At 50.9% G+C, this 25,563-nt stretch carries 27 protein-coding genes; 13 read left to right on the top strand and 14 right to left on the bottom strand.

Annotated features, from left to right (window positions below; all coding sequences use genetic code 11):
• Nucleotides 1-53: 53 nt before the first annotated feature.
• The 14 genes from P9B68_RS06870 to rpmH all read right to left on the bottom strand — a co-directional run bounded on the left by P9B68_RS06870 (nt 54) and on the right by rpmH (nt 12,191).
• Nucleotides 54-809 carry an acyl-[acyl-carrier-protein] thioesterase gene (locus P9B68_RS06870; RefSeq protein WP_277668723.1) on the bottom strand — a complete coding sequence of 252 codons (756 nt, stop codon included), beginning with the start codon at nt 807-809 and terminating at the stop codon, nt 54-56.
• Nucleotides 810-879: 70 nt separating this feature from the next.
• Nucleotides 880-2,157 carry a serine--tRNA ligase gene (gene serS / locus P9B68_RS06865; protein WP_277668722.1) on the bottom strand — a complete coding sequence of 426 codons (1,278 nt, stop codon included), beginning with the start codon at nt 2,155-2,157 and terminating at the stop codon, nt 880-882.
• A 45-nt stretch (nt 2,158-2,202) separates the two neighbouring features.
• Nucleotides 2,203-3,060, bottom strand: a complete 858-nt coding sequence (locus P9B68_RS06860; protein WP_135658315.1) for a ParB/RepB/Spo0J family partition protein — start codon at nt 3,058-3,060, stop codon at nt 2,203-2,205.
• A gap of 15 nt (nt 3,061-3,075) precedes the next feature.
• Nucleotides 3,076-3,843, bottom strand: coding sequence for a ParA family protein (locus P9B68_RS06855; RefSeq protein ID WP_135658317.1), 768 nt, complete (start codon nt 3,841-3,843; stop codon nt 3,076-3,078).
• A gap of 296 nt (nt 3,844-4,139) precedes the next feature.
• The gene (locus P9B68_RS06850) at nt 4,140-4,958 is read right to left on the bottom strand and encodes a ParB/RepB/Spo0J family partition protein (RefSeq protein ID WP_277668721.1); all 819 of its coding nucleotides are present in this window, start codon (nt 4,956-4,958) and stop codon (nt 4,140-4,142) included.
• Between the two features lie 164 nt (nt 4,959-5,122).
• Nucleotides 5,123-5,836 (bottom strand): 16S rRNA (guanine(527)-N(7))-methyltransferase RsmG, encoded by a 714-nt coding sequence (gene rsmG, locus P9B68_RS06845; protein WP_277668720.1) that lies wholly within the window; start codon nt 5,834-5,836, stop codon nt 5,123-5,125.
• A gap of 1 nt (nt 5,837) precedes the next feature.
• The gene (gene mnmG, locus P9B68_RS06840; protein WP_135658323.1) at nt 5,838-7,712 is read right to left on the bottom strand and encodes a tRNA uridine-5-carboxymethylaminomethyl(34) synthesis enzyme MnmG; all 1,875 of its coding nucleotides are present in this window, start codon (nt 7,710-7,712) and stop codon (nt 5,838-5,840) included.
• An 11-nt stretch (nt 7,713-7,723) separates the two neighbouring features.
• Nucleotides 7,724-7,930, bottom strand: a complete 207-nt coding sequence (locus tag P9B68_RS06835) for a hypothetical protein (protein ID WP_277668719.1) — start codon at nt 7,928-7,930, stop codon at nt 7,724-7,726.
• Between the two features lie 66 nt (nt 7,931-7,996).
• Nucleotides 7,997-9,388, bottom strand: a complete 1,392-nt coding sequence (gene mnmE, locus P9B68_RS06830; protein ID WP_277668718.1) for a tRNA uridine-5-carboxymethylaminomethyl(34) synthesis GTPase MnmE — start codon at nt 9,386-9,388, stop codon at nt 7,997-7,999.
• 113 nt (nt 9,389-9,501) lie between these two features.
• The gene (jag, locus tag P9B68_RS06825) at nt 9,502-10,326 is read right to left on the bottom strand and encodes an RNA-binding cell elongation regulator Jag/EloR (RefSeq protein ID WP_135658327.1); all 825 of its coding nucleotides are present in this window, start codon (nt 10,324-10,326) and stop codon (nt 9,502-9,504) included.
• A 63-nt stretch (nt 10,327-10,389) separates the two neighbouring features.
• On the bottom strand, nt 10,390-11,391 hold the full coding sequence (locus tag P9B68_RS06820; RefSeq protein WP_135658329.1) for a YidC/Oxa1 family membrane protein insertase: 1,002 nt from the start codon (nt 11,389-11,391) through the stop codon (nt 10,390-10,392).
• A gap of 20 nt (nt 11,392-11,411) precedes the next feature.
• Nucleotides 11,412-11,651, bottom strand: a complete 240-nt coding sequence (gene yidD / locus P9B68_RS06815; RefSeq protein WP_135658330.1) for a membrane protein insertion efficiency factor YidD — start codon at nt 11,649-11,651, stop codon at nt 11,412-11,414.
• Entirely contained in the window at nt 11,648-11,980 is a 333-nt protein-coding gene (gene rnpA, locus P9B68_RS06810; protein ID WP_135658332.1) for a ribonuclease P protein component, read from the bottom strand. The genes yidD and rnpA overlap by 4 nt, the downstream gene beginning before the upstream one ends.
• Nucleotides 11,981-12,056: 76 nt before the next feature.
• Nucleotides 12,057-12,191 carry a 50S ribosomal protein L34 gene (rpmH, locus tag P9B68_RS06805; protein ID WP_135658334.1) on the bottom strand — a complete coding sequence of 45 codons (135 nt, stop codon included), beginning with the start codon at nt 12,189-12,191 and terminating at the stop codon, nt 12,057-12,059.
• A 334-nt stretch (nt 12,192-12,525) separates the two neighbouring features.
• Between rpmH and dnaA the strand changes: the two genes are divergently transcribed.
• From dnaA to P9B68_RS06740, 13 genes are all read left to right on the top strand, one after another.
• Complete coding sequence (gene dnaA / locus P9B68_RS06800) at nt 12,526-13,839, top strand: chromosomal replication initiator protein DnaA (protein ID WP_277668717.1); 1,314 nt, start codon at nt 12,526-12,528, stop codon at nt 13,837-13,839.
• 305 nt (nt 13,840-14,144) lie between these two features.
• Nucleotides 14,145-15,251, top strand: a complete 1,107-nt coding sequence (dnaN, locus tag P9B68_RS06795) for a DNA polymerase III subunit beta (RefSeq protein WP_277668716.1) — start codon at nt 14,145-14,147, stop codon at nt 15,249-15,251.
• Nucleotide 15,252: 1 nt separating this feature from the next.
• Nucleotides 15,253-15,471, top strand: a complete 219-nt coding sequence (locus P9B68_RS06790; RefSeq protein WP_135658340.1) for an RNA-binding S4 domain-containing protein — start codon at nt 15,253-15,255, stop codon at nt 15,469-15,471.
• Nucleotides 15,468-16,535, top strand: coding sequence for a DNA replication/repair protein RecF (recF, locus tag P9B68_RS06785; protein WP_277668715.1), 1,068 nt, complete (start codon nt 15,468-15,470; stop codon nt 16,533-16,535). The genes P9B68_RS06790 and recF overlap by 4 nt, the downstream gene beginning before the upstream one ends.
• A 12-nt stretch (nt 16,536-16,547) precedes the next feature.
• Entirely contained in the window at nt 16,548-16,820 is a 273-nt protein-coding gene (gene remB / locus P9B68_RS06780) for an extracellular matrix regulator RemB (RefSeq protein ID WP_277668714.1), read from the top strand.
• Between the two features lie 19 nt (nt 16,821-16,839).
• Nucleotides 16,840-17,274, top strand: a complete 435-nt coding sequence (locus P9B68_RS06775; protein WP_277668713.1) for an SIR2 family protein — start codon at nt 16,840-16,842, stop codon at nt 17,272-17,274.
• Nucleotides 17,275-17,343: 69 nt separating this feature from the next.
• A complete protein-coding gene (gene gyrB / locus P9B68_RS06770; RefSeq protein ID WP_135658350.1) occupies nt 17,344-19,284 on the top strand; it encodes a DNA topoisomerase (ATP-hydrolyzing) subunit B in 1,941 nt (646 codons plus the stop codon).
• 92 nt (nt 19,285-19,376) lie between these two features.
• Nucleotides 19,377-20,033: a hypothetical protein gene (locus P9B68_RS06765; RefSeq protein WP_135658352.1), complete on the top strand. Its 657-nt coding sequence runs from the start codon at nt 19,377-19,379 to the stop codon at nt 20,031-20,033.
• Nucleotides 20,034-20,053: 20 nt separating this feature from the next.
• Nucleotides 20,054-20,620, top strand: coding sequence for a hypothetical protein (locus P9B68_RS06760; RefSeq protein ID WP_277668712.1), 567 nt, complete (start codon nt 20,054-20,056; stop codon nt 20,618-20,620).
• Between the two features lie 12 nt (nt 20,621-20,632).
• Nucleotides 20,633-21,184, top strand: coding sequence for a YcxB family protein (locus P9B68_RS06755; RefSeq protein WP_135658356.1), 552 nt, complete (start codon nt 20,633-20,635; stop codon nt 21,182-21,184).
• Nucleotides 21,184-23,697, top strand: a complete 2,514-nt coding sequence (gene gyrA, locus P9B68_RS06750; RefSeq protein ID WP_277668711.1) for a DNA gyrase subunit A — start codon at nt 21,184-21,186, stop codon at nt 23,695-23,697. Before P9B68_RS06755 ends, gyrA begins: the two co-directional genes overlap by 1 nt.
• Nucleotides 23,698-23,712: 15 nt before the next feature.
• The gene (locus tag P9B68_RS06745) at nt 23,713-24,351 is read left to right on the top strand and encodes a lysozyme inhibitor LprI family protein (RefSeq protein ID WP_135658360.1); all 639 of its coding nucleotides are present in this window, start codon (nt 23,713-23,715) and stop codon (nt 24,349-24,351) included.
• Nucleotides 24,352-24,487: 136 nt separating this feature from the next.
• Nucleotides 24,488-25,033 (top strand): NUDIX domain-containing protein, encoded by a 546-nt coding sequence (locus P9B68_RS06740; protein ID WP_135658362.1) that lies wholly within the window; start codon nt 24,488-24,490, stop codon nt 25,031-25,033.
• Nucleotides 25,034-25,563: the final 530 nt, after the last annotated feature.

Genomic DNA, 25,563 nt, shown 5'->3' with positions numbered 1-25,563 from the left:
TATTTTGATATTATATCATTACGCGCATACAATTTCAACTGATTATTTTCGAATTATACGGGCTTTTCATCCATTGGAAGTAGCGTCGCCGTCGCGGTGAATCCGCAGCCGCGCGCATTGCCCCCCTTCATCATGACAAATCCGTCTTTTCTTGCGGCGTAAATCTTCAGAACATCGCCCAGCGCGCTCTCATTAATGTAATTAATCTGCACCTCGGCGTAACGGAAGGCATCGTGCCCGCCCGGCAGAAAATCCGTTACAATATCCCCGTAAACGGTATTGTTCAAATGGCAGTTGTAATCAAGGTCGGAATAACGAATCGGCCTTTCCCCCACGAAAGGCAGATCCTCCGGTATTTCGGCTTTCGGCACCCGATCCTCCGGAGCTACCTTTTCGCCGGAAAATACCCCGTAATCCAGAAATTTTTTCGGGCGAAGAATTTTGTGCGAATTCGGGTCGGCCGTGACGGAGGTCTGCATCACGTCAATAATCTGCTCGTCCCCGCTGTAAATCTTGAAGTCACGGTAAAACTGCGCGCCGCACACCCCGCGCGGATGCGTTTTTATTGTTACCTCTTCGTTACGCAACGGCATCCGCTTAATTTTCATCCGGTTTGTAATCAGCAGAAACACCATGCCGTCCTCGTACAACTTTTCATAGCTCAAGCCAACAATATCGAGATGCTGTTCGCTTGTTTCCTGGCACATGCGCATCAGGAAGCTGAGCTTCATCTGCCCTTGCGCGCCGATCTCATAGCTTGCGACGCGCACTTTCCGGGAATACTCTCTGATCAAATCCGTCTTGTCCATATGTGATACCTCATTGTTATGTAAAATGACACCCCCTGCGGCGTTTTCTCCCGCGGGGGGGCAGTTTCTCTTATTTTATAATATCGCAACCCATAAACGGACGCAGAACCTCCGGCACGGTTACGCTGCCGTCGGCGTTCTGATATTGCTCCACAATGGCGGGGATCACGCGGCTGGTCGCAAGACCGGAAGCGTTCAGCGTATGGACGAACTGAAGCTTCTTGTCCGCGCCGCGGAACTTCACATTGCCTCTTCTCGCCTGATAATCCCTTGCGTTGGAAGCGGAGCTGACCTCCTTGTAAATCCCCATACTCGGAATCCAGACTTCAATATCGTAGGTGCGCGCCATTGAGAAGGAGCAATCGCCTGCGGCGAGCTTGCTCAGGCGGTAATGCAAACCAAGTTGCTGTACGAGCCTCTCCGCTTTTTCAACAAGCTCCGCAAAAGCTTCGTCAGACTTGTCGGGCGCGGTGTACTGCACCATTTCGACTTTATTGAACTGGTGGCCTCGAATCATGCCGCGCTCCTCGGAACGGTAGCTGCCGGCCTCCCTGCGGTAACAGGGGGTGTACGCAATGTATTTGCGCGGAAGCTCGTCTAGTGAAAGCACCTCGTCGCGGTGCAGGTTGACCAGAGCGGTTTCCGCGGTCGGAAGCATGAATTTTTTATCGTTGCTGGTCGGATTCTGAATCCAGTAAACTTCTTCGGTAAATTTCGGGAACTGCCCGGCAACGTAGCCGCACTCATAGTTCAGCATATGTGGCGGGAGGATCAGCTCGTAGCCGTCCTTCAGATGCTCGCTGATAAAGAAGTTTAACAAAGCCCATTCCAAACGCGCACCCATACCGCGGTATACCCAGGAACCGGCGCCCGCCAGCTTCGCGCCGCGCTGGTAGTCGATCATGCCAAGGTTTTCGCAGAGATCCACATGGTTTTTCGGCTCAAAATCGAATTTCGGCTGTTCCTTGTAAAGGCGGATGGGCTTGTTGTTTTCCTTGCCGCCCTCCAGAAGGTCGTCGTCCGGCATATTCGGTAGGGACAGCAGCAGCGTTTTCTGCTTTTCTTCCAGCTCGCCCAGCTCGCCGTCCGCTGCCTTAATCTGTTCGGAAAGGGTTTTCAGCTCCGCCATTAACTGGGTGGTATCTTCCCCAGCTTTTTTCATTTGTGGAATTTTCTTTGTGGCCGCATTCTGTTCCGCCTTCATTTTTTCCACTTTTCCGGTCACTTCGCGGCGTTCCTCGTCAATTTTGAGAATATCATCCACCAGAGCGTCCACATCAATACAGCGTTTTTTCGCACCGGCTTTAATTTTTTCCGGATTGCTGCGAATCAATTTAATATCAAGCATTGTTTTATTACTCCTTTTTATTCTGTTTTATTTTCCACCGTTTGGCTAATTATTGTTGAAAAGTTTTACGAGCTCGCTCAAATCCTCTTCCCCGTAGAACTCGATTTGCAGGACGCCGCGCTTTTTTGTGCCGCTCACCTGTACCTTGCGGCCCAAATGCTCGTTCAGCGCAAGCTCGACTTCGCTGAAATACCGCGGCTTCTTCTTTGCCTTCGGTTCCGGCTCGGCTTGTTTCAGGCGTTCGTTTGCCTTTTTTGCCAGCTTTTCCAGCTCGCGCACCGAAATTCCCTGTTCCGCAGCCAGCTTCGCCGCCTTCAACATTTCCGATGGATTCGAGAAACTGAGCAATGTGCGAGCGTGCCCGGCGGAAAGCTTTCCGGAATGCACCATATCCAGGATTTCTTTCGGCAAATTCAAAAGCCGGAGCGCGTTTGCCACCGTCGGCCGGGATTTTCCCACGGTTTTTGAAACTTCCTCCTGTGTCAAGCCGTAGTTCTCCATCAAAGACTGGTAGCCCTGCGCTTCTTCAATGGGATTCAGATCCTCACGCTGCAAATTTTCAATGAGTGCAAGCTGCATTACCTCGCTGTCGGTCATTTCCCGGATCACCGCAGGTACTTCGGAAATACCCGCCATGCGCGCGGCACGCCAACGGCGTTCCCCCGCAACAATCTGGTAGCCGCCGACAATCGGCCGAACCAGAAGCGGCTGCAAAACGCCGTGCTGTGAAATGGAGTCGGCAAGCTCGGCGAGCGCTTCTTCGTTAAAATCTTTTCTGGGCTGCGCACGGTTCGGTTCAATTTCGCTTATTTTAAGGGAGACCGCTGCGTTGCGGTCTCCGGTATCGTTTTCCGCGAAAATCGCGTCCAGGCCTTTTCCAAGGCCGCGTTTTTTTGCTGCCATCTCTTCTTCCCCCCGCTATCTCTTATTCAAATCCAGAATTTCCTCCGCTAGTGCGTCGTAAGCCAGCGCCCCACGGGAGCTTTTATCGAAGTACTGGATGGGCTTTCCGAAGCTCGGCGCCTCGGAAAGGCGCACGGTGCGCGGCACCACGCTTGCAAACACCTTGCGCGGGAAGTATTTCTTCACTTCTTCCACAACCTGCTGCGTCAGGTTCAGCCTGCCGTCGTACATTGTCAGCAGAACGCCTTCAATGTCAAGCTGGGAATTGTACTGCCGCTTTACGCGGCGAACCGTATTCATAAGCTGGGACAGGCCCTCCAGCGCGTAATATTCGCATTGGATCGGCACCAGAAGCGTATCAGCCACCGTCAGCGCGTTGGTCGTAATCAGGCCGAGCGAGGGCGGACAGTCGATAAAGATAAAATCGTATTGATCCCGGAACGGAACCAACGCGTTTTTCAGAATGGATTCGCGGTGTTCAAGCGAAACCAACTCGATTTCAGCCGCCGCCAGGTCCATGCTGGACGGAAGTAGATCCAGATTGCTGAATTCCGTAGGAATGATTACATCTTTTGCATTCGCTTCGCCGATCAGAACCTCGTAAACTGTGTTTTCCAGCGCGCGGCGGTCCGCACCGACACCACTGGACGCATTGCCCTGCGGGTCAACATCCACAAGCAGGGTTTTCTTTCCCTTCATGCCCATTGCAGCGGAAAGGTTAACCGATGTTGTGGTTTTACCGACGCCGCCCTTCTGGTTGGCAATCGCGATAATTTTTCCCATTCTTTTCCCTCCCGAAGCGGGTTTCTGTCCCGCCGGATCATCGCTGAAAAAAACGGAACCCCCTTTTCGGGTATCCGTATAGAATGGTACTATTATAACACGCTTTTTCCCTAAGATAAAGTAGTTATGACATATGTTGGGGAAATCTCTGCCTTTCTGCTCCACAGAGCCGGATTTTCTATAAATTCGCAGCAGCACAGCCAATGTTTCATGTGAAACAAAGCAGGCCGAACTTGCGTCCGGCCTACCTTGTGGGAAATGATATAGGGAAATAGGAGTAAAAACTTATAATTTTTTTAAGCAGGCTTTTTTCCGCCAGAAGTCGCCTGTGCCTTCGGAATACGAACTAGACATTCGATGTATTCGTCCGTCTCGCTTTTCAGCGTCTGCGCATTGATTCCGCTTTGCCGCATGGTCTCAATCGCATGGTTGATCGTATTCAGGAAAATGCGGACATCCTTCACCACAACGGTGCGTTTTGTCTTCTTCGGCTTCTCGTTTCCTTGCAGGAAATTGTCAATCAGCTCCTCCGCCTGTTTTACATTGCAGTCGCGGGCAATAATCAGATTCAACGCGTTTTTGCGCAGGACTTCATCTTTAATCCGCAAAAGCGCGCGTGCATGGCGTTCCGTAAGGCCGTTTGCGGTGATTTTCTCCCGTTCCTCTTTTGTAAGCTTTAAAAGCCGAAGCTTGTTTGCAAGCGTGGATTGGCTTTTGCCAAGCCGTAAAGCAGCTTCTTCCTGAGTCACATTCCATTGCTCGATAAGCTGGCGGATTCCCTCCGCTTCCTCAAAAATTTGCAAATCCTGTCTTTGCAGGTTTTCGGTCATGGCAAGAACCGCGCTTGTTTCAGGGGAACAGTCGTTGATAATGCAGCCTACTGTGGTCAGCCCGGCGATTTTACATGCTCGGAGCCTGCGCTCTCCTGCAATCAGTTCGTAGCCGTCTTTTACGCGGCGAACCGTAATCGGCTGGAGCAAGCCGTTGGTACGAATGCTGCGCGACAGCTCCAAAAGCTCCTGTTCGCTGAAAACCTTTCGCGGCTGTGCCGGATTTGGGTGAATAGAGTTGATAGGAATCTGCACTACTTTACACGATTCATTGAATAAATGCAAAATTACCGCCCCCTGCTCGTCCCTTTTTAATAAGGATAGCATGCTGGGCGGCAATAATTTGTAATATTATGGCAACCAAGAGAAATATCTTTTTGTTCTATTTTGGCGGTTCGTGATGATTCCCTGCCATTTACCCGGAAATCTGTATTTCCGAAGCACGTAATCTACAGGGGATTCTTTGAAATTTTTGCCCCATGGCGGGGATACAGATCCGGCAAAGGCTCGGTGCGCCGGATAAAAATCAAGCTCCTCCGGTCGCCGTCCGGCAACGCAAATTTTTCAATTTTCGCCAGTTCGCAGCCCAAAAGCGCAATTGCCTTCTTTGCTTCTTCGGTTTCTTGCTCCGGCTCCAGCCCTTTCATGGCGACAAAGGTTCCTCCCATTTTCAGAAACGGCAGGCAGTATTCGCAAAGAATGTTTAACGGCGCGACAGCGCGTGCGGTTGCAAAATCGAATTTCCCGCGGAACGGTTTCTGCCGCCCGGCTTCTTCTGCACGCGCATGAACCAGCTCGGCCTGCAAATGCAGATGACCGAGCACATCTTTTAAAAAGATAAGCCGTTTGTTCAAGCCATCCAGCAGGGTCAGTTCCAGTTCCGGACGCATAATTTTCAGCGGCACACCAGGAAAACCCGCGCCGGTGCCGACATCGATCAGCTTTGCGTTTGCCGGAAGCTTCAGATACTTCAAAATCAGGATACTGTCCAGAAAATGCTTTTCCGCAACCTCACGTGGCTCTTTGATGGCCGTTAGATTCATTTTCTCGTTCCAATTCAACAATTGTTCCATGTATTGTTGAAAACTTTCCGCTTGTCCTTTGTTGATCTCTATTCCCATGCTCTGTGCGGATGAAATCAGCAGGGCTTGAATATCCTCCATGTTACGCCTCCTTCTTGCGAGCAAGCCAGATCAGCAGCACGGATATGTCCGCGGGGCTAACCCCAGAAATGCGCGAAGCCTGTCCAACGCTGGAAGGTTTTACCTTGGAAAGCTTTTCCTGCGCTTCGCTACGCAGCCCGGAAATCTTCGTGTAATCAATATCCTGCGGAAGCTTTTGCGCTTCGAGCCGCCGCATCTCCGCAATATCCGCTTTCTGCCGTTTAATATACCCCTCATACTTGATTTCTATTTCTACGTTTTCAAATACCGCAGCCGGCAAATCGGGGCGGCTCAGATCGACCTCTTTTAAGCATTCGTAGTTTAGCTGCGGCCTGCGAAGCAGATCCGACAGCCGCACACCGGTCGTTACCGGCGATGTTTCATGTGAAACAAGTATCCTGTTCAGAGCCTCGGACGGCGGAAGGACGGTACTTTTCACACGTTTGCGCTCCTCTTCCTTCTGCTTTTGCTTTAACTTGAAACGCTCCCAACGTTCGTCTGAAATCAGCCCGATTTTCCGCCCGATTGGGGTCAGGCGCTCATCGGCGTTATCCTGCCGGAGAATCAAACGGTATTCGCTCCGAGATGTCATCATGCGGTAAGGGTCGGTAACGCCCTTTGTAATCAGGTCGTCCACCAAAGTCCCTATATAAGAACCAGCGCGGTCGAGAATCATCGGCTCCCTGCCCTGTATTTTCAGCGCAGCATTGATTCCAGCAACCAATCCCTGCGCGGCGGCTTCCTCGTAACCGGAGCTTCCGTTAAACTGTCCCGCTCCGTAAAGCCCTGGGAAATCCATAAACTCCAAGCTCGCATTCAACTGGAGCGGGTCAACGCAGTCGTATTCAATCGCATAAGCGCTGCGCATAATCTGAACATGCTCCAAACCCTTAATGGAGTGATAGAAAGCAATCTGCACATCTTCGGGCAGAGAAGAACTCATGCCCTGCAAATACATTTCCTCAGTATCCAGGCCGCAAGGCTCGATGAAAAGCTGATGGCGCGGCTTGTCCCGGAACCGCATAATCTTATCCTCAATGCTCGGGCAGTAACGCGGGCCGATACCCTCGATTTTCCCGCTGTACATCGGGGAACGGCCGATATTTTCCAGAATAATCTGCTTGGTTTTTTCATTTGTCCAGGAAATATGGCAAACCGCGCGGTTCTTCGGCGGCGTCAACGTGTCATAGGAGAACGGGATAACCGGCTCGTCCCCGTACTGCACTTCCAGATCCGTAAAATCAATGCTGGACTTTAAAACACGCGCAGGTGTGCCGGTTTTAAAACGGCGCAGGCGCAGACCCAGTTTTTTCAGCGAAGCACCCAGAAACGCAGCGGGGAACATTCCGTCCGGGCCGCTTTCATAGGAAACGTCACCAATATAAATTTTCCCGCCCAAAAAAGTTCCCGTTGCGATAATCACCGCTTTCGCGCGATAGACCGCGTCCATGCGCGTAACGAGCTGCCATATGCCGTTCTCTTCGCGGGTAAGCTCCACAACCTCCGCCTGCTTCATATGCAGGTTCGGCTGAAGCTCCAATTTATGCTTCATCACCTTGCTGTATTCACGGCGGTCGATCTGCGCACGCAGGGAATGGACGGCCGGACCCTTTCCCAAATTCAGCATCCGGCTTTGCAGCGTTACCGCGTCCGCAGTTTTTCCCATTTCTCCGCCCAGCGCATCGATTTCCCGCACAAGGTGCCCCTTCGCCGTACCGCCGATCGACGGATTACAGGGGCAGTTGCCAACGGCGTCCATATTGATTGTAAAAACACAGGTGCGGCAGCCAAGGCGCGCAGAAGCAAGCGAGGCTTCAATCCCCGCGTGCCCTGCGCCGATGACCGCTACATCATATTCACCAGCATTGTATCGCATAATCGTTCCTCCTATATCCTATCACCGGAAAGCGCAATCAAACAATAAATATTGCGTGCAGGCTTTAAAAAGCCTGCGGGTTTTTGGGCGGCGCCCCGCCTCCCGTTTGCTTTCGCCCGCGTAGGAAGGGGAACGAAAGCGCCTATCAGACTGCTTTCGTTCGGGGAAACCCTCTCCGGAATTTCCACCCGGCGCGCGTACAGTTTGCCAAATTCCATATATTTCTCCGCAGGCGTATTCCATTATAAACCAGTATTCGGTTCTATTCCCAATTCCGCGCCAACCTATTTCCCAACGCAAAAATTATGAAAAACGGAATCGACGACCGCTTCGGTCGCGCGTTCCCCGGTCAGTTCCAACAGAGCGGAAATCGCACCCTCAATGGAAACCGTTACCGCGTCAAGCGTCATTCCGCTCTCCACAGCCACGATCGCTTCGCTGACGCTGTCCTCGGCGCGGCGCGCCGCGTCGCGCTGGCGTTCCGTAAACAGGATCCCATCCGCCGGATTCAATCCTGCTGTGTGCAAAAGCTCCGCTACCGCGTTCTTTAACTGCTCCAATCCTTCGCCGGACAGAGCAGAAATATATACTATTTGTTTAAAATTTTCTTTAATATACTTTATGTCTATTTTTATCGGGAGATCGCTTTTATTGACAACCGCAATTGCCGGCGACCGGAGGACAAAGGAAACCAGTTCCCGGTCTTCATCGTTCAGCTCCTGCGAGGAATCAAAAACCGCCAGAATAAGCTGGGCTTCCCGGATTCTTTCGCGCGCGCGCTCCACACCGATTCGCTCGACCGGGTCTTCGGTCAGGTGAATTCCGGCCGTATCGGAAAGGCGGAGCGGGATATCCCCGAGAATGACGGTATCCTCCACAATGTCGCGCGTAGTTCCTGCATATTCGGTAACGATGGAGCGCTCACATCCGGAAAGCAAGTTCATCAACGTGGATTTTCCCACGTTTGGGCGGCCGGCGATTACTGTAACAACACCCTCCCGGATTGCGCGCCCCGCTTCGAACTGGCTTAGAAGACGCTCCAGTTCTCCTTTTACTGAGCAAAGGGTTGCATGCAGGGAACCTTCATTGACCTCCGGAATATCCTCCTCCGGATAATCTGCCCAAGCGGACAGATGCCCGGCCGTCTGAAGCAGGCTTTCGCGGATTTGCCGGATTTTCTTTTCCAGAGCGCCGTCATGCCCGGCCAGCGCGGCCTTTGCAGCCTGCTCCCCCTGCGCGCCGATTAACTGCATGACGGATTCTGCTTCGGTCAGCCCGATTTTGCCGTTCAAAAATGCCCGTCGCGTGAATTCGCCAGGCCCGGCGGGTACAGCGCCGGCGGCAAACACCGCTTTCAGCACGCGGCGCAAAATATACAGCCCGCCATGGCAGGAAAGCTCCACAACATCCTCGCCAGTAAAACTTGCTGGTGCGGTAAAATTCAGGGCGATTGCTTCGTCAATATCCTCATCCCCGTCGTGAACCCTGCCGTAAAGGGCGGTATAGCCCTTTATATCGTCCAGCGTTTTTCCGCGGCTTGAAGTAAACACTTTTCCTGCAATCTTCCGTGCATCCGGTCCGGAAATACGGACAATCCCAATCCCGCCCGGTGCCTGCGGCGTGGAAATCGCCGCGATCGTCTTTGAAGAAGTATTGTAAATACTTTTGTTTTCCATAAGGTACCTCATCGCCTTATCCGCGCGAAGCGCGGGAAAAATTTAAAATTTTATAAAAGATATTTCCAATTTCAACGAAAAGAAACGGGCGATTCTGCGAACCGCCCGTCAAATCATTCTTTTTTTAAGTCGATACGGCCATAAAGCGGAGCATCCTTATCGCTCTTCGGCGCCGATTTCACAGAAGGGCGCGACGGCTGCGTACTGTTCTGCGCCGACTTCGGCGACCGATTACCGTAACCAGGCCGCGGCTTTTCCCCATACGAACGGCGCTGGCCCTTATTGTAGTTTCTCCGTGGAAGCGGCCGCTCGCCGGCTTCCGGCCCGATCACAACATGGCGGGCAAGGTCTTCACCTTCCGACCAAGACTTCGCCCCTTCCACCGTCTGCACTGCGGTATGGATAATCCGCCGCTCGTACGGATTCATCGGCTCCAAAGAGGCGTTGCGCCCGGTTCTCACCGCTTTGGCGGCGATTCTCTTACCCAAAACTTCAAGTGTTTCTCTGCGTTTCTCACGGTAATTTCCAATGTCAAGCGTAATCCGGTAATAGGTATTGTCGATATGGTTTGCCACAAGTCCCGCTAAGTACTGGAGAGCGTCGAGCGTTTCTCCGCGGTGACCGATAATAAAGCCGATATCGTCCCCGGAAAGGGAAAGCTGCGCGCCGTTCTCTTCCTCAGTGATTTGAATATCCACCGAAGAAAGGCCCATATGTTCCAGAATTTTTTTCAAATACTCCGCAGCAGCTTCTGCGGGGCTGGTTTTCACAAAAACCCTTACCTTTGCCGGGCTTCCGCCGAAAAGACCGAATGTCTTTTTTGTAGGCATTTCCAGAATTTCAAAATCCGCATCATAGGTTTCCACACCGAGTTCCCTGCATGCGGCTTCTCTTGCCAGTTCTACCGTCTCACCGGTTGCAATCGCTTCTCTTATCACGGTATTACCTCCCCCGGGTGTTTACTCGTTTTTCTTAAACTTAATGATTATACGAATGCTTCCTTACGCTTTTGGTTTCCTGTTTTTTCCCGCCTTGCCTTTTCCTGTTTCAGCCGGCACAGAAACTGCCGGGATTCTCTCCATTTTTGCTTCCTCCTGCTCCAGCAGGGCAATTCGCTGCGCCTCGGCCTTCGCGTTCAAATCTGCCGGACTGTACCAGATATTCAGGATAAGCGTCTGTAAAAATCCGGTAAGGGTCGAAATAATCCAGTAAAAACCGACAGCCGCCGGCAGGGTGCAGGCCAACCATGCACTAAACAAAGGCATGAAATAAAACATATATTTCATGCAACCTTCCTGCTGCTGCATCCCGGGCTGCATTTTCATCATGAAATATTGTGTGACCAAAGAGGAAACAAGGCACAGCACCGGAATAACCCAAAGATTTGAGCGGAACAGCGTTCCGAAAATATTGGCGCCATCGCTGGGCGTATCGAGAAGATTCATACCCAGAAACTGGAATCCATGGCTGAAAGATTCTATTTTCTTAAGCTCGTCCCCGCTAAACATGGTGAGATGGGGCTTTAAATCCGCAAAATGCTTAACAATTTCGATCTGTGCATACTGGGCGTTGAAATTTGCGCCAACTCCCGGAATCATCTTCAACATGGCAACCGCTTTGTTGATCCCATCCGCAGAAAGGTGCAACGCGTTTGAGAGCGGATTCTGAACGGTATAGAACAGACCGATCATAATCGGGAACGGAATAAAGGTGGTAAGGCACCCGCCGGTTGGGTTTACGCCTTCCTTTTCATAAAGCTTCTGCGTTTCCTGTTGAAGCTTCAGCCGATCGTTGCCGTATTTCTTCTGCAATTCTTTCTGCTTAATCGCCAGCCTGCTGCTGGCGGCCAACGATTTCTGCTGTTTGATGGAAAAGGGGAACATCAGGATTTTCAATACGATGGTGAATAAAATAATGGCGATTCCATAGTTCTGAATCAGGGTATAAAAAAACCAGAGCAGATAACCGAGAATGTTCCCGAAAAAATTAAAAAAATCGTACATATAAGCAGTACTCCTCTATTCTATCTATCATGCTTATCGCTTGTCCGTTTTTCCGGAACAGGGTCGTACCCTCCCCGGCTGAACGGATTACAGCGTAATATGCGAAACAAAGCGAGCCAAAATCCCTTAAAGGCGCCGAAGCGCTCAATAGCCTGAATTGCGTAATTTGAACAGGTGGGATAATATTTGCAGCAAGGCCTTTTATACGGCGAAATTCCTTTCTGATAAAACCGTATCAGCCAGATCAACGGGCGTTTCATTTCATGACCCCCGCTTTTTTAAGCTGCGCCGAAAGCGCACGGACGATTTCCGTGCTTTTCACATAAGGGGTTTTCCCCCTTGCAACAAAAATAAAATCGTATCCCGGCTTTATGCTGGGTGCCAAAATCCGGAAAGCTTCGCGGATTACGCGGCGGGCCCTATTCCTTTTCACAGCATTTCCAATTTTCTTTGTGGTCGTAATGCCAACCCGTATATTTTTCCTCCGGTTTTTCAAAACATATGTTACAACCACAGGGCTGACAAAAGATTTCCCTTTTGCATAAATCCTGCAAAAATCCTTGTTTTCTTTAATTGATAGAAAATCCATCACTTTAAACCCGCACCGCATTTCTTTTCCCAAAATCGGGAGCTAAAAAGAAAGGCCACATTGCGTGGCCCTCTGCTTAATAGCTCAAACGTGCTCTGCCCTTAGCTCTGCGGCGGGCCAAAACTTTGCGGCCGTTTCTTGTGGACATTCTCTTTCTGAAGCCGTGCTCCTTTTTCCTATGGAGCTTCTTTGGCTGATATGTTCTCAGCATAAAAACCCTCCTTTCGGGGTACAAACCTTGCAATATAGCATTATATATTAAGAATGCGCAAACTGTCAACCTATAATTTGTCGCCTGAGCCCAGGAAAAATCTTTCAGGGGGCAATTTTGCAATTTATCTAATTATATTATTCAATATACCACATTTTAGTTTAAAATAAAAGGAAAATAAAAAAATTTTATCGTCTATGGTTTTCCTCACGCGCGCGATACAATATAGTGTGTCTGAATCCGAAATTGAAATTTGAAAAGCCGATCGTTTTGTGGTAATATTAATTGTGTTATGCCTAAGAGTATAAATATTTGTTAAAATGAGGTTTATAAGATGGAATCCTTTACCGAGGTATGGAATCTGGTCTGCGATTACTGTAAAAGCAAGATCACGGAAATTGCGTATTCGACCTGGATCAAGCGTATCGAACCGGTTACTCTTGACTTCGCACAGGGTGTCGCGGTGCTGAAGGTTCCGAATGAACTGCACCGACAGACAATCAAACATTATTATATCGATATGCTGGAAGAAGCGTTCGCACAAATTTTCGGCCAGAAAATCCAAATTCGCATCTGCACACCGGACGAAGCCGGAATCGAAAAGCAGAATGACGAAACCCCGGCCATCAACGATGACTATGAGTTTACGTTCGACACCTACATTGTCGGCCCTTCCAATAAATTCGCACATGCGGCATCCATGGCTGTTGCAAGCAAGCCGGCAACCTTATATAACCCTCTTTTTATTTACGGAAATTCCGGATTGGGCAAAACCCACCTTCTTTACGCGATCTGCAACGAAATCAGCCATACGCATCCGGAAATGAATATTATTTATATCAAGGGCGACGACTTTACGAACGAACTCATCGAAGCGATCCGCCGCGGTACCACCGCCGAATTCCACAACAGGTACCGGAAAGCGGATGTATTTCTGGTCGACGATATCCAGTTTATAGCTGGAAAAGATTCAACGCAGGAGGAATTTTTCCATACATTTAATACCTTATACGAAGCAAAAAAGCAAATCGTACTGACTTCCGACCGGCCGCCGAAGGATATCGCCACGCTGGAGGAACGCCTTTTAACCCGTTTCGAGTGGGGGCTGACGGCCGATATTCAGCCGCCTGATTTCGAAACACGCATTGCTATTATAAAAAGGAAAGCAGAACTTCTGGAAATTGATATGTCGGACAGCGTTGCCGAATACATAGCGAACCGCCTGAAGAATAATATCCGTCAGCTTGAAGGCGCAGTGAAAAAAATGAAAGCCTACTTTTTGCTGGCGGGTGAAAGCCCGAGCATCACAACGGCGCAGGCGGCTATCAGCGATATCATCAACAACGATCAGCCCACGCCGCTGACCGTCGAAAAAATCATCGACGAAGTAGCGCGCACATTCGGAACCTCCAGCGATGACATCCGCTCGTCGAAACGCTCGGCAAACATTTCCAGCGCACGGCAGGTCTCTATGTATGTCGTAAGGGAAATTACCCAGCTTCCGATGACCTCTATCGGCAAGGAATTCGGCGGGCGCGACCATTCCACCGTTGTTTACGCCATACAGCAGGTCGAAAAGGGAATCGCCAAAGACCCCAAATTCAAAGCGACAGTAGAAGATATTGTCAAAAATATACGCAACCGTTAAAATGTGCAAAGTTTCTCCACATTTAAACAATCCGGGGGAAAACGCAATTTTTTTATTTTTCTCTTTCCACGAATTATTTAACAAGTTTTCAACATTCCCCACAGAGTTTTCAACATGCGGTTAAAAACTCAAATTTTAATACGCAATGTTAACGAAGAGTTAACAAGGAAATCACAGGAAAAATTCCCGAAAAAACCCGATGTAGCCTAAAAGACGCAAAGCTTTCAACTTTTCCCCGCCCCCTACTACTCTTACTAAAATAAAATCATTTATTTCTATTATAAACGGAAACAAAAGGTGAGATTATGAAAATTATCTGCAAACGGCAGCAGCTAAACGAAGCTGTGTTGAATATTCAGCGCGCAGTATCCGCCAAGTCCTCGGTTCCCGCTCTGGAAGGAATCCTCCTTTCCGCAGAGGAAAGCGAAATTACACTATGCGGATACGACCTGGAGCTTGGGATGAAAACCAAGATCGAAGCAAAAGTGGAAGAAAAAGGAAGAATCGTCCTGAGCGCACGCCTGTTTGGTGATATTGTCCGTCGTCTTCCGGCCGACGATGTCCACCTTTCCGTAGACGATAAAAACATCACAAAGATTCAAAGCGGCCCGGCGGATTTCTCTATTGCCGGAATTCCGGCGGAGGAATACCCCGAACTGCCCAGCATTACGGGGGAAACCTCCATCAAGATCGCTAACTGTACGCTGAAAAGCATGATTCGCCAGACGATTTTCGCCGTTGCGGAAAGCGACGCTAAGCCGATCCATACTGGAACCCTGTTTGAGCTGGACAAAAATAAAATCCGGCTGGTTTCCGTCGACGGGTACCGCCTTGCTCTGCGGGAGGAAACCGCAAAATGCGAGGAGGAACTGAACTTTGTGGTTCCTGGCAAAACGCTGCAGGAAGTGATGAAGCTTCTGAGCGACGATGACGAAGAACTGGAAATCCTCATCGGGCGGCGGCATATTTTATTCCAAATTGGCAGCTACTGTGTCATTTCCCGCCTGCTGGAAGGGGAATTCCTGGATTACCGCGCGGCGATTCCGAACACAAGCGCTATGGAGATCCTTGTTTCCACTCGTTCGTTTATCGAAAGCGTGGAGCGTGTTTCGCTGATTATCACCGACCGGCTGAAAAGCCCGGTTCGCTGTTTATTTGAGGATAATGAAATCAAAGTTTCTTGTTCCACTTCCATCGGCCGCGCAAGCGACCAGCTCCCCGCGAAAATGGAGGGTGAGCCTGTGGAAATGGGTTTCAATAACCGGTACCTTCTCGACGCACTTCGGAATACCGAGGGCGACGAGGTGAAAATACAGCTCAACGGGGCATTAAGCCCAATGAAAATTTTACCGCGGGAAGGCAATTCCTATCTGTTTCTGGTATTGCCTGTCCGCCTGAAGAGCGAGGCTTGATATGAAAACAGAAAAAATAGCGATCAATACGGAATTTATCCGTCTTGACGCGCTTTTAAAGCTTGGCGGTGCGGTAAACACCGGCGGCCAGGCAAAGTTCGCGGTACAAAACGGTGAAGTAAAGGTCAACGGCGAAGTCTGCACGATGCGCGGCAAAAAGATGCGCCCCGGCGATAAAGCGGAATTCCATTCTGTAATCTATGAGGTGTGCAAAGGGTGATCATCCGCCGCCTGGATTTTGAAAATTACCGGAACCTGAAAGCCGGGCAGATGGAGCCGCACGCCGGCGTCAACCTCATCAGCGGGCCGAACGCGCAGGGAAAAACCAATCTTTTGGAAGCAATCTGGCTTTTTACGGGTGGGCGCTCCTTCCGGGGGGCGAAAGACGCCGATCTGGTTCTGCGCGGGGAGCGGAGGGCGGAAGTTAACATCGGTTTTTTCTGCGAAGAACGCGAACAAACGGCGCAGATCGCTATTTTGAACGGGCGTAGGAACGCCGTTTTAAACGGCGTTCCTCTGAAACGGGCTTCCGGGCTGATCGGGCGTTTTTTCGCCGTGCTCTTTTCACCGGAGCATCTTTCGCTGGTGCGAGAAGGCCCGTCCTTCCGGCGCAATTTTATCGACGCGGCCCTTTGCCAAATAAAACCCGGATACGCCGCGCTTTTATCCCGTTACAACCGGACGCTTGTCCAGCGCAACGCGCTTTTAAAGGAAATTCCCCGGCATTCCGCGCTTCTGGATACGCTCGATGTCTGGGATGAACGGCTCGCGGCCCTCGGCGAAAGCGTGATGAAGGGCAGAGCCGGCTATCTTGAGAAAATAAGGGGACCGGCGCAAAAAATTTACGCCGGGATTAGTCAAAATAAAGAGAACATCCAACTGGAATATCAGAAAAGCGCCGAAGACCTGAAACAGGCGCTGTATGCTTCCCGCCGCGACGATATTGCCACGGGCCACACAAATTTCGGCCCCCATCGCGACGATATGGAAATCACGATCGACTCTCTGTCCGCGCGAACCTTTGGCTCGCAGGGGCAGAAGCGTTCCGTTGTGCTTGCCTTAAAGCTTGCGGAGGCAGAGCTGCTTTTTCGTGAAACCGGCGAAAGGCCGGTGATCCTTCTCGACGATGTTATGAGCGAGCTGGATTCCGGAAGGCAGGATTACCTGCTGAACCATCTGACCGATTGTCAGGTTTTTATTACCTGTTGCGAACCCGACGCGGTAAAACAGCTTCGGGATGGTATCCTGTTTTTTATGGACGGGGGCGTCCTAAGCAAAAAATGAGAGGTTTTTCTTATGTATCTTCATCTTGGGCAGGACACAGTGATTAAAGTGAGTGATATTGTGGGCATATTTGATATGGAGACTTCTACCATTTCTAATACGACCCGCGATTATCTTTCCGCCGCGCAGAAAGCGGGAAGGGTTGTGAATGTTTCCATGGAAATGCCAAAGTCCTTTGTGCTTTGCTGCGATAAAAACAACAGGGTGAATGTATATATCACACAGATTTCCTCCGTAACCCTTCTGAAACGGACGGGTTTTATGGACGAAATTGCAAATGTATGAAAGATCAGGTGTAAGTGAAATGAAAAAATTCCGAAAGGCTAGATGTCCGCACTGCGGAAAGAAACTGGGCTTTCTTCAAACCTGGTCCATTAAAACGCAGGGAGAATTCAAATGCCCAAAATGCGGCGGCTTTTCCGATATTGAACTGGACCCCTCGACTTATGGGCTGTCTATTTTTGCAATTATTCTGAGCGGGCTGATTTACCTTATCCATATGCTTTCCGTAAAATCGCTCAGCCTTTCTTCGATTTTTCTTGCCGTGCTGCCTTATCTCGCGTTTTATCTTCTTTCGGTTTACCTTGTCCGGTTGCGGAAACCGGAAACCGGCAGAAGAGCGCCGGCGCAGCCCCGCGCTGCTTACGCGGTGCCCCAAAACCGGTATGCCAGAAGGCCGCGGGACCCGAACATCGACAAGACGATTGTTGTCGGTAACGTTTCCAAATACAGAAGATAGCAATTGCTTTTTATGATTGAGTAAAAGTATTTTATATATACAAATTGTATAATAACTGGAGGGTTAAACTTGGAGTTTAGCGAGATTACGCAGTCAGGACAGAAATACGACGAAAATCAAATACAGGTACTTGAAGGTCTGGCCGCGGTCCGGAAGCGCCCGGGAATGTATATCGGCTCCACCGGCCCGCGGGGATTGCACCATCTTGTTTATGAAATTGTAGACAACGCGATTGATGAAGCGCTTGCCGGTTTTTGTGATAAAATCGAGGTTCAGATTTTGCCTGGAAATGTCATCAGCGTTACCGACAACGGGCGCGGCATTCCGGTCGGCATTCAGCATCAGTTGGGAATCCCCGCCGTGACCGTTGTTTTCACCGAGCTACACGCTGGCGGAAAATTCGGCGGAGGAGGATACAAAGTTTCCGGCGGCCTGCACGGCGTCGGCGCTTCGGTTGTCAACGCGCTTTCCGAATGGCTGGAAGTCGAAGTTTACAACGAAGGAAAAATTTATTACCAGCGCTTCGAGCGCGGCAAGGCGGTAACGGAGCTGGAGCAGCGCGGCGATACCGCCCTTACCGGAACGCATGTCACCTTTAAACCGGACGCGGAAATCTTTCAGGAAACCACGGTTTACGATTATGAAACGCTTCAGACCCGGCTGCGCGAGCAGGCGTTTTTAAATGCTGGCATCCATATTACGCTTTCCGATTTGCGCGACCCGGAAAATCCGGTGAGCAACAGCTATTGCTACAGTGGCGGCATCAGCAGCTTCGTGGAGTATATCAATAAGAAAAAAGCCGTGGAGGTTATCCACCCCGATATCATCCATTTCACTACCACGGCGCCGGATGGCTCCGCTTCGGCGGAGGTCGCTATGCAATATAATGATTCTTACAACGAACTTATGCTTTCTTTCGCCAACAATATCCATACGACGGATGGCGGAACGCATGAGGAAGGTTTTAAGCGCGCGCTCACCCGTGTCATGAACGATTACGCGCGTAAATATAATATTCTCAAAGAAAATGATAAAAACCTTTCGGGCGATGATGTCCGCGAAGGTTTGACGGTTATTATCAGCGTAAAAATGAAGGACGCCCAGTTCGAGGGCCAGACCAAGGCGCGTTTGGGCAATACGGAAATCGGCACACTGGTCAGCAACCTGATCAGCGAAAAGATGGCGACGTATCTGGAAGAAAACCCCTCCACCGCAAAGGCGATTTTCGACAAGGCGATGGCTGCCTCCCGCGCGCGCGACGCCGCCCGGAAGGCCCGCGACCTTGTCCGCCGCAAGTCCGCATTGGAAAATGCCGCCCTGCCCGGCAAGCTGGCCGACTGCCAGAGCCGCAACCCGGAGGAAACGGAAATTTACATCGTCGAGGGTGATTCCGCCGGAGGCTCCGCAAAAGGTGGACGCGACCGCAGGTACCAGGCGATCCTGCCACTTTGGGGCAAAATGCTCAACGTGGAAAAGGCCCGGCTTGACAAAGTGTACGGCAACGAAAAGCTGCAGCCGGTCGTTACCGCGCTTGGCTGCGGAATTGGTGATGAGTTTGACATAAGCAAGCTTCGTTACGGGAAAATTATTATTATGGCCGATGCCGATGTCGATGGCTCCCATATCCGTACCCTGCTGCTGACATTTTTCTTCCGTTTCATGAAGCCGCTTGTGGAAGAGGGGCATATTTACCTTGCCCAGCCGCCCCTTTACCGGCTGACCAAAGGAAAAAATCATTACTATGCGTACAGCGACGCCGAACGCGACCGCAAAATGGCGGAGCTTGGCAGCAATTATGAAATTCAGCGTTACAAAGGTCTTGGTGAAATGGACGCCGAACAGCTTTGGGAAACGACCATGAATCCGGAGACCCGTATTATGTTGCGCGTCGAAGTGGAAGATGCCGCAGCAGCCGACGAAGCCTTCACCGTTTTGATGGGTGACAAGGTGGAGCCGCGCCGTGAATTTATTGAGAAAAATGCAAAATATGTACAGAATCTGGATGTCTGACCCTGTTGGTTTTACGATGTACTATTTAACAAATTGTTAAATAGTAATTAATTATACATTTTGTATTACATAAAACCGAGAAGGAGTTATCTATGAAACAATTTTTAAAAGAACAGGATACCAATTCCAAACCTCCTGAACCCCAGGGGGAAAAGACCCCCGAGGAAGAGGACAAGGAAGATTCAATCGAGTGGGACGGCTCCGAAGCGGAGCTTGTCGCGGATGATACCGCCGAGGTATTTGAGGAACAGCATACGGGGATCAAGCTGAAATATGTGCTCACGTCCCGCGAAATTTTCCGGGCGCTTCGGAAAGTGCAGTACACCTCAAGCCGGATTGCGCTTTCCGTGGTCGCGGTGCTTCTCTGCGCCGGGACGGCGGCGATGTTTTTGGTAAAATGGAGCGCCGAGAAGGATCCCCGGTACGTGTCGCTTGCCGCCGTATGTATCCTGCTGGTTTTTTTTGTGGGTGTTTATCCGTCGCTTAGAATGAAAATCCATTCCATACGGATTGCCGATGGAAAAGAGATCCGCATGAAAATCTACCCCGACCATATTGAGATGGGGCTGTTTGATAAGAAATGGGAGATTCTCCTTGACGGAAGCTGCGAGAGCCTATATTTCGACGACATGATCGTACTTTACATACGCGACGGAAACATGGTTATTCTGCCGCTGCGCTGTGTGGAACCGGCCGTCCTGCCGGAGGTTCAGGCAATGATTCTTGCCGGGACGCAGCCGAAAGCCTGAAATTAAAGGAGTTTTCATTTATGCCGACATTTTACGGGGGTGGGCCGATTGAAACGGTATCCCAGACAATCAGCTCCGAAGATTACGCAAATGCGTATTATGCCGCTTACTGCGCCTCTTCCCCTCTGCGCAGGCGCTGGGTTCGCGCGGGTATTTTTTTGTCGGCGGCGATTGTGATCGCTTCGTGCATCCCGTGTTACCGGGCGCATTTTTCCACTTTCTGGGTTCCCTGCGGCGGAATCGTGCTGGCGCTGGCGCTTTGCTTCCTTTTTGGATTTGTTCAGCCGAACGATCTGAAAAAATGGGGCGCGCGGCTCTATCGTTCCAATGCGCTCTGGTCCATTCCGCAGCAGGTTGAAATTTACCGCGACAGCGTGGTAATTAAAAATTCCTATGAGCAGATTCTGGAATATTGGACGGACTTTTCCATGTGCATGGAAACCGGCTCCGCCTTTATCGCCGCAGGCGGACGGGAACGGGAGCTACTCATCATTAAAAAGCAGGACCTCCCGAACGAGCGGGTCGAAGCGATTTCCGCCGCGCTTTCCGGCGCGTTTGCCGCGCGCTATTTGAAAAGCGGACATTAAGGAGGGGGAAGCATGGAAAACAACCCGGTTTCAGTTAGCTTTCTACCGACAAAGTTCGATTACGCGGATTTTAAGGCCGCGCAGGCAAAAGCTGATTTTCAAAAAAGCGAGCAGCTTGTTTTACGGATTACCGGGGCGGTTCTGCTGGTTTCCGCAGTCTTGCTGCAGATTTTCTCCTTTAAAAGTGTCGTAAACAGCATCCTTTATGCCGCAATGGCCGCGGCAGGGATTCTGGTAGGATTTTTTCATAGATTAATCGCGCAGTATATGCTTCGCCGGCGCGCTCTTCGCTATTTTGACGCAAATAAAGAAAAATTTATTGCGCAGACCACCGAATTTCTAGATGAAGCGGTTATATTTCAAAACGAACGGTATACGGCCTCCATCCCGTATGACCTTTTTTACAGAGCCTATGAGGACGGCAGGGTGTTTATCCTCTATACAGGAATCAACGAAATGAGGTTTCTTCCGAAAAGGGCAATGGGCGACAGTGAGTGCGTCCGGATCCGCAACATTCTTCAGACGAAGCTTCAAGAAAAATATCAGCAGGAAGGTGCCCGCTAATGGACGAATTACAGGATAATCAAAGAATTATAAATGTAGACCTGGAAAAGGAAATGAAAAAATCGTTTCTGGATTACTCCATGTCGGTTATTGTTTCCCGCGCGCTCCCTGATGTACGCGACGGATTAAAACCGGTTCACAGAAGAATCCTTTACACGATGTATGAAAATAACCTGATGCCGGACAAGGCATATCGCAAATGCGCCGACACAGTCGGTTCTGTTCTGGGGCGCTACCATCCGCACGGTGACGCTTCGGTGTACGACGCGCTGGTGCGTCTGGCACAGGATTTTTCTATGCGCTATATGTTGGTGGACGGGCACGGAAACTTCGGTTCCGTGGACGGAGACCCCCCGGCCGCCTACCGTTATACGGAAGCCCGCATGAGTAAGGTTTCCTTGGAAATGCTTCAGGATATCGATAAGGATACCGTCGACTTTATGCCGAACTATGACGACCGCTTAAAGGAACCCACGGCTCTGCCGAGCCATTTCCCGAACCTTCTGGTTAATGGTTCCACCGGTATCGCCGTCGGCATGGCAACGAATATCCCGCCGCATAACATGTGCGAGGTCATCGACGGCATGTGCACCTTGATCGACAATCCCGACGCCACGCTCGACGAACTTATGCAGAACATAAAGGGGCCGGACTTCCCAACCGGCGCCATCATCATGGGTCGATCCGGTATCCGCGCCGCCTACGCGACGGGCCGCGGCCGCATTACCGTGCGCGCCCGCGCCGAAATTGAAGAAGAAAAGAACGGCCGCTACAATATCGTGGTTACGGAGCTTCCGTACCAGGTGAATAAAGCGCGGCTGGTCGAAAGCATCGCCGAATTGGTTAAGGAAAAGCGCATCGAGGGCATTTCCAACGTGGAGGATCACTCCGACCGCGAGGGCATGCACCTGGTGATTACCGTAAAGCGCGACGCTTCCCCGCAGATTGTTTTAAACCAGCTCTATTCCTATACCCAGATGCAGACGACGTTCGGCGCGATTATGATTGCGATTGTGAACGGCGAACCAAAACTGCTTACCTTAAAGGAAATGCTTCAGGAATACATCAAATTCCAGGAAAGCGTTGTCCGCCGCCGCACACAGTTCGACCTTCGCAAGGCCGAAGAACGCGCGCATCTGCTGGAAGGCTTGAAAATTGCCGTTGACAATATCGACGAGATTATTTCCATTATCCGCAGTTCGAAGGACAGGGCTTCGGCGCGCGCACGCATGACTGAGCGCTTCGGGCTGGACGACGCCCAGACGCAGGCGATTGTGCAGATGCCGCTCGGCGCGCTGACCGGACTGGAACGCCAGAAGCTGGAGGAAGAACTTGCCGCGCTGATGGTGAAAATTGCGGATTATAAGGATATTTTAAGCAATCAGACCCGTTTGCTCGGTATTGTAAAGGACGAGGCAATCGCGGTGAAAAAGAAATTCGGCGACGAGCGCCGCACCGAAATTGCAACCGTGAGCGGCGAGGTTGATATCGAGGATCTGATCCCGCAGGAGGAATGCGTCTTAACGCTGACCAGTTTCGGCTACGTGAAGCGCCAGAAAACCGATACGTACCACATCCAGCGCAGGGGCGGCCGCGGCGTAAGCGGGATGACCCGGCGCGAAGAGGACGTGGCGTGCGATATGTTCGTAATCAACAGCCACGATTACGTGATGTTCTTTACGAACCTTGGCCGCGTTTACCGCCTGAAATGCTACGAAATTCCGGAAGGCTCGCGCACCAGTAAGGGCATGAATATTGCGAACCTGCTCCCAATTATGCAAAATGAAAGGGTCACATCCATGATCCGCGTGCCGGAGTTTGACGAGGAAAGCTACCTGTGCATGGTTACCCGCAACGGGATTATCAAGCGCACCCGTCTTTCCGCCTACAACACCGCGCGCAAGGGCGGCGTGATCGCGATTGACCTTGACGAGGGCGACGAGCTTTCGTGGGTGCGCCTTACGGACGGCGAAACCCAGCTTCTGGTTGCAACGCGCCTTGGCATGGCCATCCGCTTCGATGAACGCGACGTGCGCCCTATGGGCAGGGCGGCGCGCGGCGTAAAAGCGATTACGCTCCGCGAAAACGACTATGTTATCGGCATGAGCTCCCTGCGCGAGGGCGGGTTGGTGCTGACCGTTTCCGCGACCGGCTACGGCCGCCTGTCCCCCATCAGCGATTACCGGCTCCAGGCCAGGGGTGGCAAGGGGCTTACCAATTATCACGTTGAGAAATACGGCGAGGTTGCCGCCATCAAGGTGGTTGATCTTGACGACGACATCATCATGATTTCCTCCGACGGAATCATCATCCGCATCCAAGCGAATTCCATCCGCGAATGCGCAAGGCCCTCTAAGGGTGTGCGTGTCATGCGCTTGAACGAGGACAGCGAGGTTGTTACGCTTGCCCGTACCGCTCATGAGGAAAACGAGGAAATCGATACGCTTCCCGAAGACGAAGGCGACGCGGACGCCGGTGCTGAAACCGAAACCGAACCCGATTCGGAAGAATAAGAAAGGGTGCTGTGTATGAAAAACAGGAAAATCCTTTGCGCAGTTTTGGCGTTTGCCCTCGCCGCGTCGGTCTTTGCTGCCTGCGGCAGCAAAAAGGGCGGCGAAAGCTCGGTCCCTGCTTCCAGCTTTGCGGCCGAAAGCCTGCCCGCCGTTTCCAGCGAGGTTTCGAGCGAGTCGGCTTCCAGCGATACGGTGGTCGTAACGTCGAACGAGCCTGCGGAATCCCAGCCGGGGCCGGTGGTGGAAATCACGACCGACAATAAGGAATTCGACGAGCTTTTTAAGAAAAACCCCATCGATAAAAAATATATTCAAGAGTTGAACGACGCCATTTCCAACGTGGCAATGGTGAACCTTTCCAACAAGTACACGGGCATTTGGGAAAAAGAGGTTTCCTCTGCGTATAAAAAATTATGTAAACTTGCGAAGGGTAGCGAGCTTACCAAAATCAAGGACGAACAGACAGCGTGGGAAAACGGGAAGTCCGCTGCTCTGAAAAAAATCAGCGACGACGCGCAGGCCGCGGGCGGTTCCATGGCACAGGTGAACGCGGCAAGTGCAACCATGGATTTCTACCGCAGCCGCGCCGCGCAGCTTTACCGCGCGCTGTATTCCTACGATCCGAATTACTCCTACGCGTATAACAGTAAATAAGCAGGAGTAGAAATATCCAATTTGTATAATTATTTTTTAAAAATACGGATAGAAATATATTTGTAGTGCGAACTATTCACAAAATGTAATATTTAAAGTAAAAAAATACTATTAGTAATATTTTGGGGAATAAAATATGGAATTAAATGAAAAAACACTAAAGCGGAAAGACCTTTACGCGGGCAAAGTACTGCATTTTCATGTGGATAAGGTTGAGCTGATTAACGGAAGAACCTCTACCCGCGAATGTGTCGACCACCCGGGTGGGGTCAGCGTCGCCGTACTGACGGAGAAGAACGAAATGCTTTTTGTGCGGCAGTTCCGCTATCCGTATAAGGAGGTCGTGTTGGAAGCGCCCGCCGGGAAACTGGAAATGGGCGAGGACCCGTTGGAGGCGGTCAAGCGCGAACAGCGCGAGGAAACCGGAACCATCGGCAGGGATTATGTAAACTTAGGAAAGCTGTACCCCTCCCCCGGTTATACGAACGAGGTCATTTATTTGTACGCCTGCCGGGCGCAGGCGTTCGGGGAAACGGACTTTGACGAGGACGAATTTCTGGAGGTAGAAAAAATTCCGATGGAAAAAGCCGTGCGCATGGTAATGGACGGCGAAATCCCCGATTCCAAAACGCAGGTTCTGGTGCTGAAAGCCGCGCGGCTTTTACAGGACGGGAAGATATAAAAATGCGGCGCCCCGGTGGGGTTGATGGCCGGGGCGCTATAAGTAAGGCACCACATCTCCATGGAATGGAGATAAGTCGTACGCTGGGTCAGTTCCGGCTTTCCCCCCGGCGGGTCAGAAACGCCGGGGAAGCCGGAAGCAACTATATGGTTTCGCACACACCAAGGAATTGCAAGGAATGTGAAGAGACTTATTAAAGTCGGGCGGCGGCGGAAAATTGTCCTTGAGGCATAAGGATTCGATGGGATGGCGGAGCCCGCCGCCCGAGTGTAAGGCATAAAAAAACGCTGTATACGGCCCTCATGTCCATATACAACGCTACCTGCACAATGCGAAATTCGAAAAAACCTCTGTACAAAAATGCGAAAAGAGGTTATAATAGAATACGCAATGTGCTGATTCTATCAGTTGCGTATGGAGAGTGCTGATCTCCGTATGCAGGGGGCAGGTGTTGCCGCACCTGTTCCTGCATTGCATTTTTCTATTTTTATGCCTTACAAGCAGATTATACCCCTTTTATTCGAATAATG

The organism is Caproiciproducens galactitolivorans, assembly GCF_029266045.1.
GTDB lineage: Bacteria > Bacillota > Clostridia > Oscillospirales > Acutalibacteraceae > Caproiciproducens > Caproiciproducens galactitolivorans.
This window is presented reverse-complemented; position numbering and strand designations above follow the sequence as displayed.

Coding starts and splice junctions, on each gene's coding strand:
- P9B68_RS06765 (WP_135658352.1), top strand. CDS start 19,377: ATGAAACAATTTTTAAAAGAACAGGATACCAATTCCAAACCTCCTGAA.
- P9B68_RS06740 (WP_135658362.1), top strand. CDS start 24,488: ATGGAATTAAATGAAAAAACACTAAAGCGGAAAGACCTTTACGCGGGC.
- P9B68_RS06870 (WP_277668723.1), bottom strand. CDS start 809: ATGGACAAGACGGATTTGATCAGAGAGTATTCCCGGAAAGTGCGCGTC.
- P9B68_RS06760 (WP_277668712.1), top strand. CDS start 20,054: ATGCCGACATTTTACGGGGGTGGGCCGATTGAAACGGTATCCCAGACA.
- serS (WP_277668722.1), bottom strand. CDS start 2,157: ATGCTTGATATTAAATTGATTCGCAGCAATCCGGAAAAAATTAAAGCC.
- P9B68_RS06755 (WP_135658356.1), top strand. CDS start 20,633: ATGGAAAACAACCCGGTTTCAGTTAGCTTTCTACCGACAAAGTTCGAT.
- gyrA (WP_277668711.1), top strand. CDS start 21,184: ATGGACGAATTACAGGATAATCAAAGAATTATAAATGTAGACCTGGAA.
- rsmG (WP_277668720.1), bottom strand. CDS start 5,836: ATGGAGGATATTCAAGCCCTGCTGATTTCATCCGCACAGAGCATGGGA.
- P9B68_RS06775 (WP_277668713.1), top strand. CDS start 16,840: ATGAAAAAATTCCGAAAGGCTAGATGTCCGCACTGCGGAAAGAAACTG.
- P9B68_RS06860 (WP_135658315.1), bottom strand. CDS start 3,060: ATGGCAGCAAAAAAACGCGGCCTTGGAAAAGGCCTGGACGCGATTTTC.
- remB (WP_277668714.1), top strand. CDS start 16,548: ATGTATCTTCATCTTGGGCAGGACACAGTGATTAAAGTGAGTGATATT.
- mnmG (WP_135658323.1), bottom strand. CDS start 7,712: ATGCGATACAATGCTGGTGAATATGATGTAGCGGTCATCGGCGCAGGG.
- rpmH (WP_135658334.1), bottom strand. CDS start 12,191: ATGCTGAGAACATATCAGCCAAAGAAGCTCCATAGGAAAAAGGAGCAC.
- yidD (WP_135658330.1), bottom strand. CDS start 11,651: ATGAAACGCCCGTTGATCTGGCTGATACGGTTTTATCAGAAAGGAATT.
- P9B68_RS06745 (WP_135658360.1), top strand. CDS start 23,713: ATGAAAAACAGGAAAATCCTTTGCGCAGTTTTGGCGTTTGCCCTCGCC.
- P9B68_RS06820 (WP_135658329.1), bottom strand. CDS start 11,391: ATGTACGATTTTTTTAATTTTTTCGGGAACATTCTCGGTTATCTGCTC.
- mnmE (WP_277668718.1), bottom strand. CDS start 9,388: ATGGAAAACAAAAGTATTTACAATACTTCTTCAAAGACGATCGCGGCG.
- rnpA (WP_135658332.1), bottom strand. CDS start 11,980: ATGGATTTTCTATCAATTAAAGAAAACAAGGATTTTTGCAGGATTTAT.
- P9B68_RS06835 (WP_277668719.1), bottom strand. CDS start 7,930: ATGGAATTTGGCAAACTGTACGCGCGCCGGGTGGAAATTCCGGAGAGG.
- P9B68_RS06855 (WP_135658317.1), bottom strand. CDS start 3,843: ATGGGAAAAATTATCGCGATTGCCAACCAGAAGGGCGGCGTCGGTAAA.
- dnaA (WP_277668717.1), top strand. CDS start 12,526: ATGGAATCCTTTACCGAGGTATGGAATCTGGTCTGCGATTACTGTAAA.
- P9B68_RS06790 (WP_135658340.1), top strand. CDS start 15,253: ATGAAAACAGAAAAAATAGCGATCAATACGGAATTTATCCGTCTTGAC.
- dnaN (WP_277668716.1), top strand. CDS start 14,145: ATGAAAATTATCTGCAAACGGCAGCAGCTAAACGAAGCTGTGTTGAAT.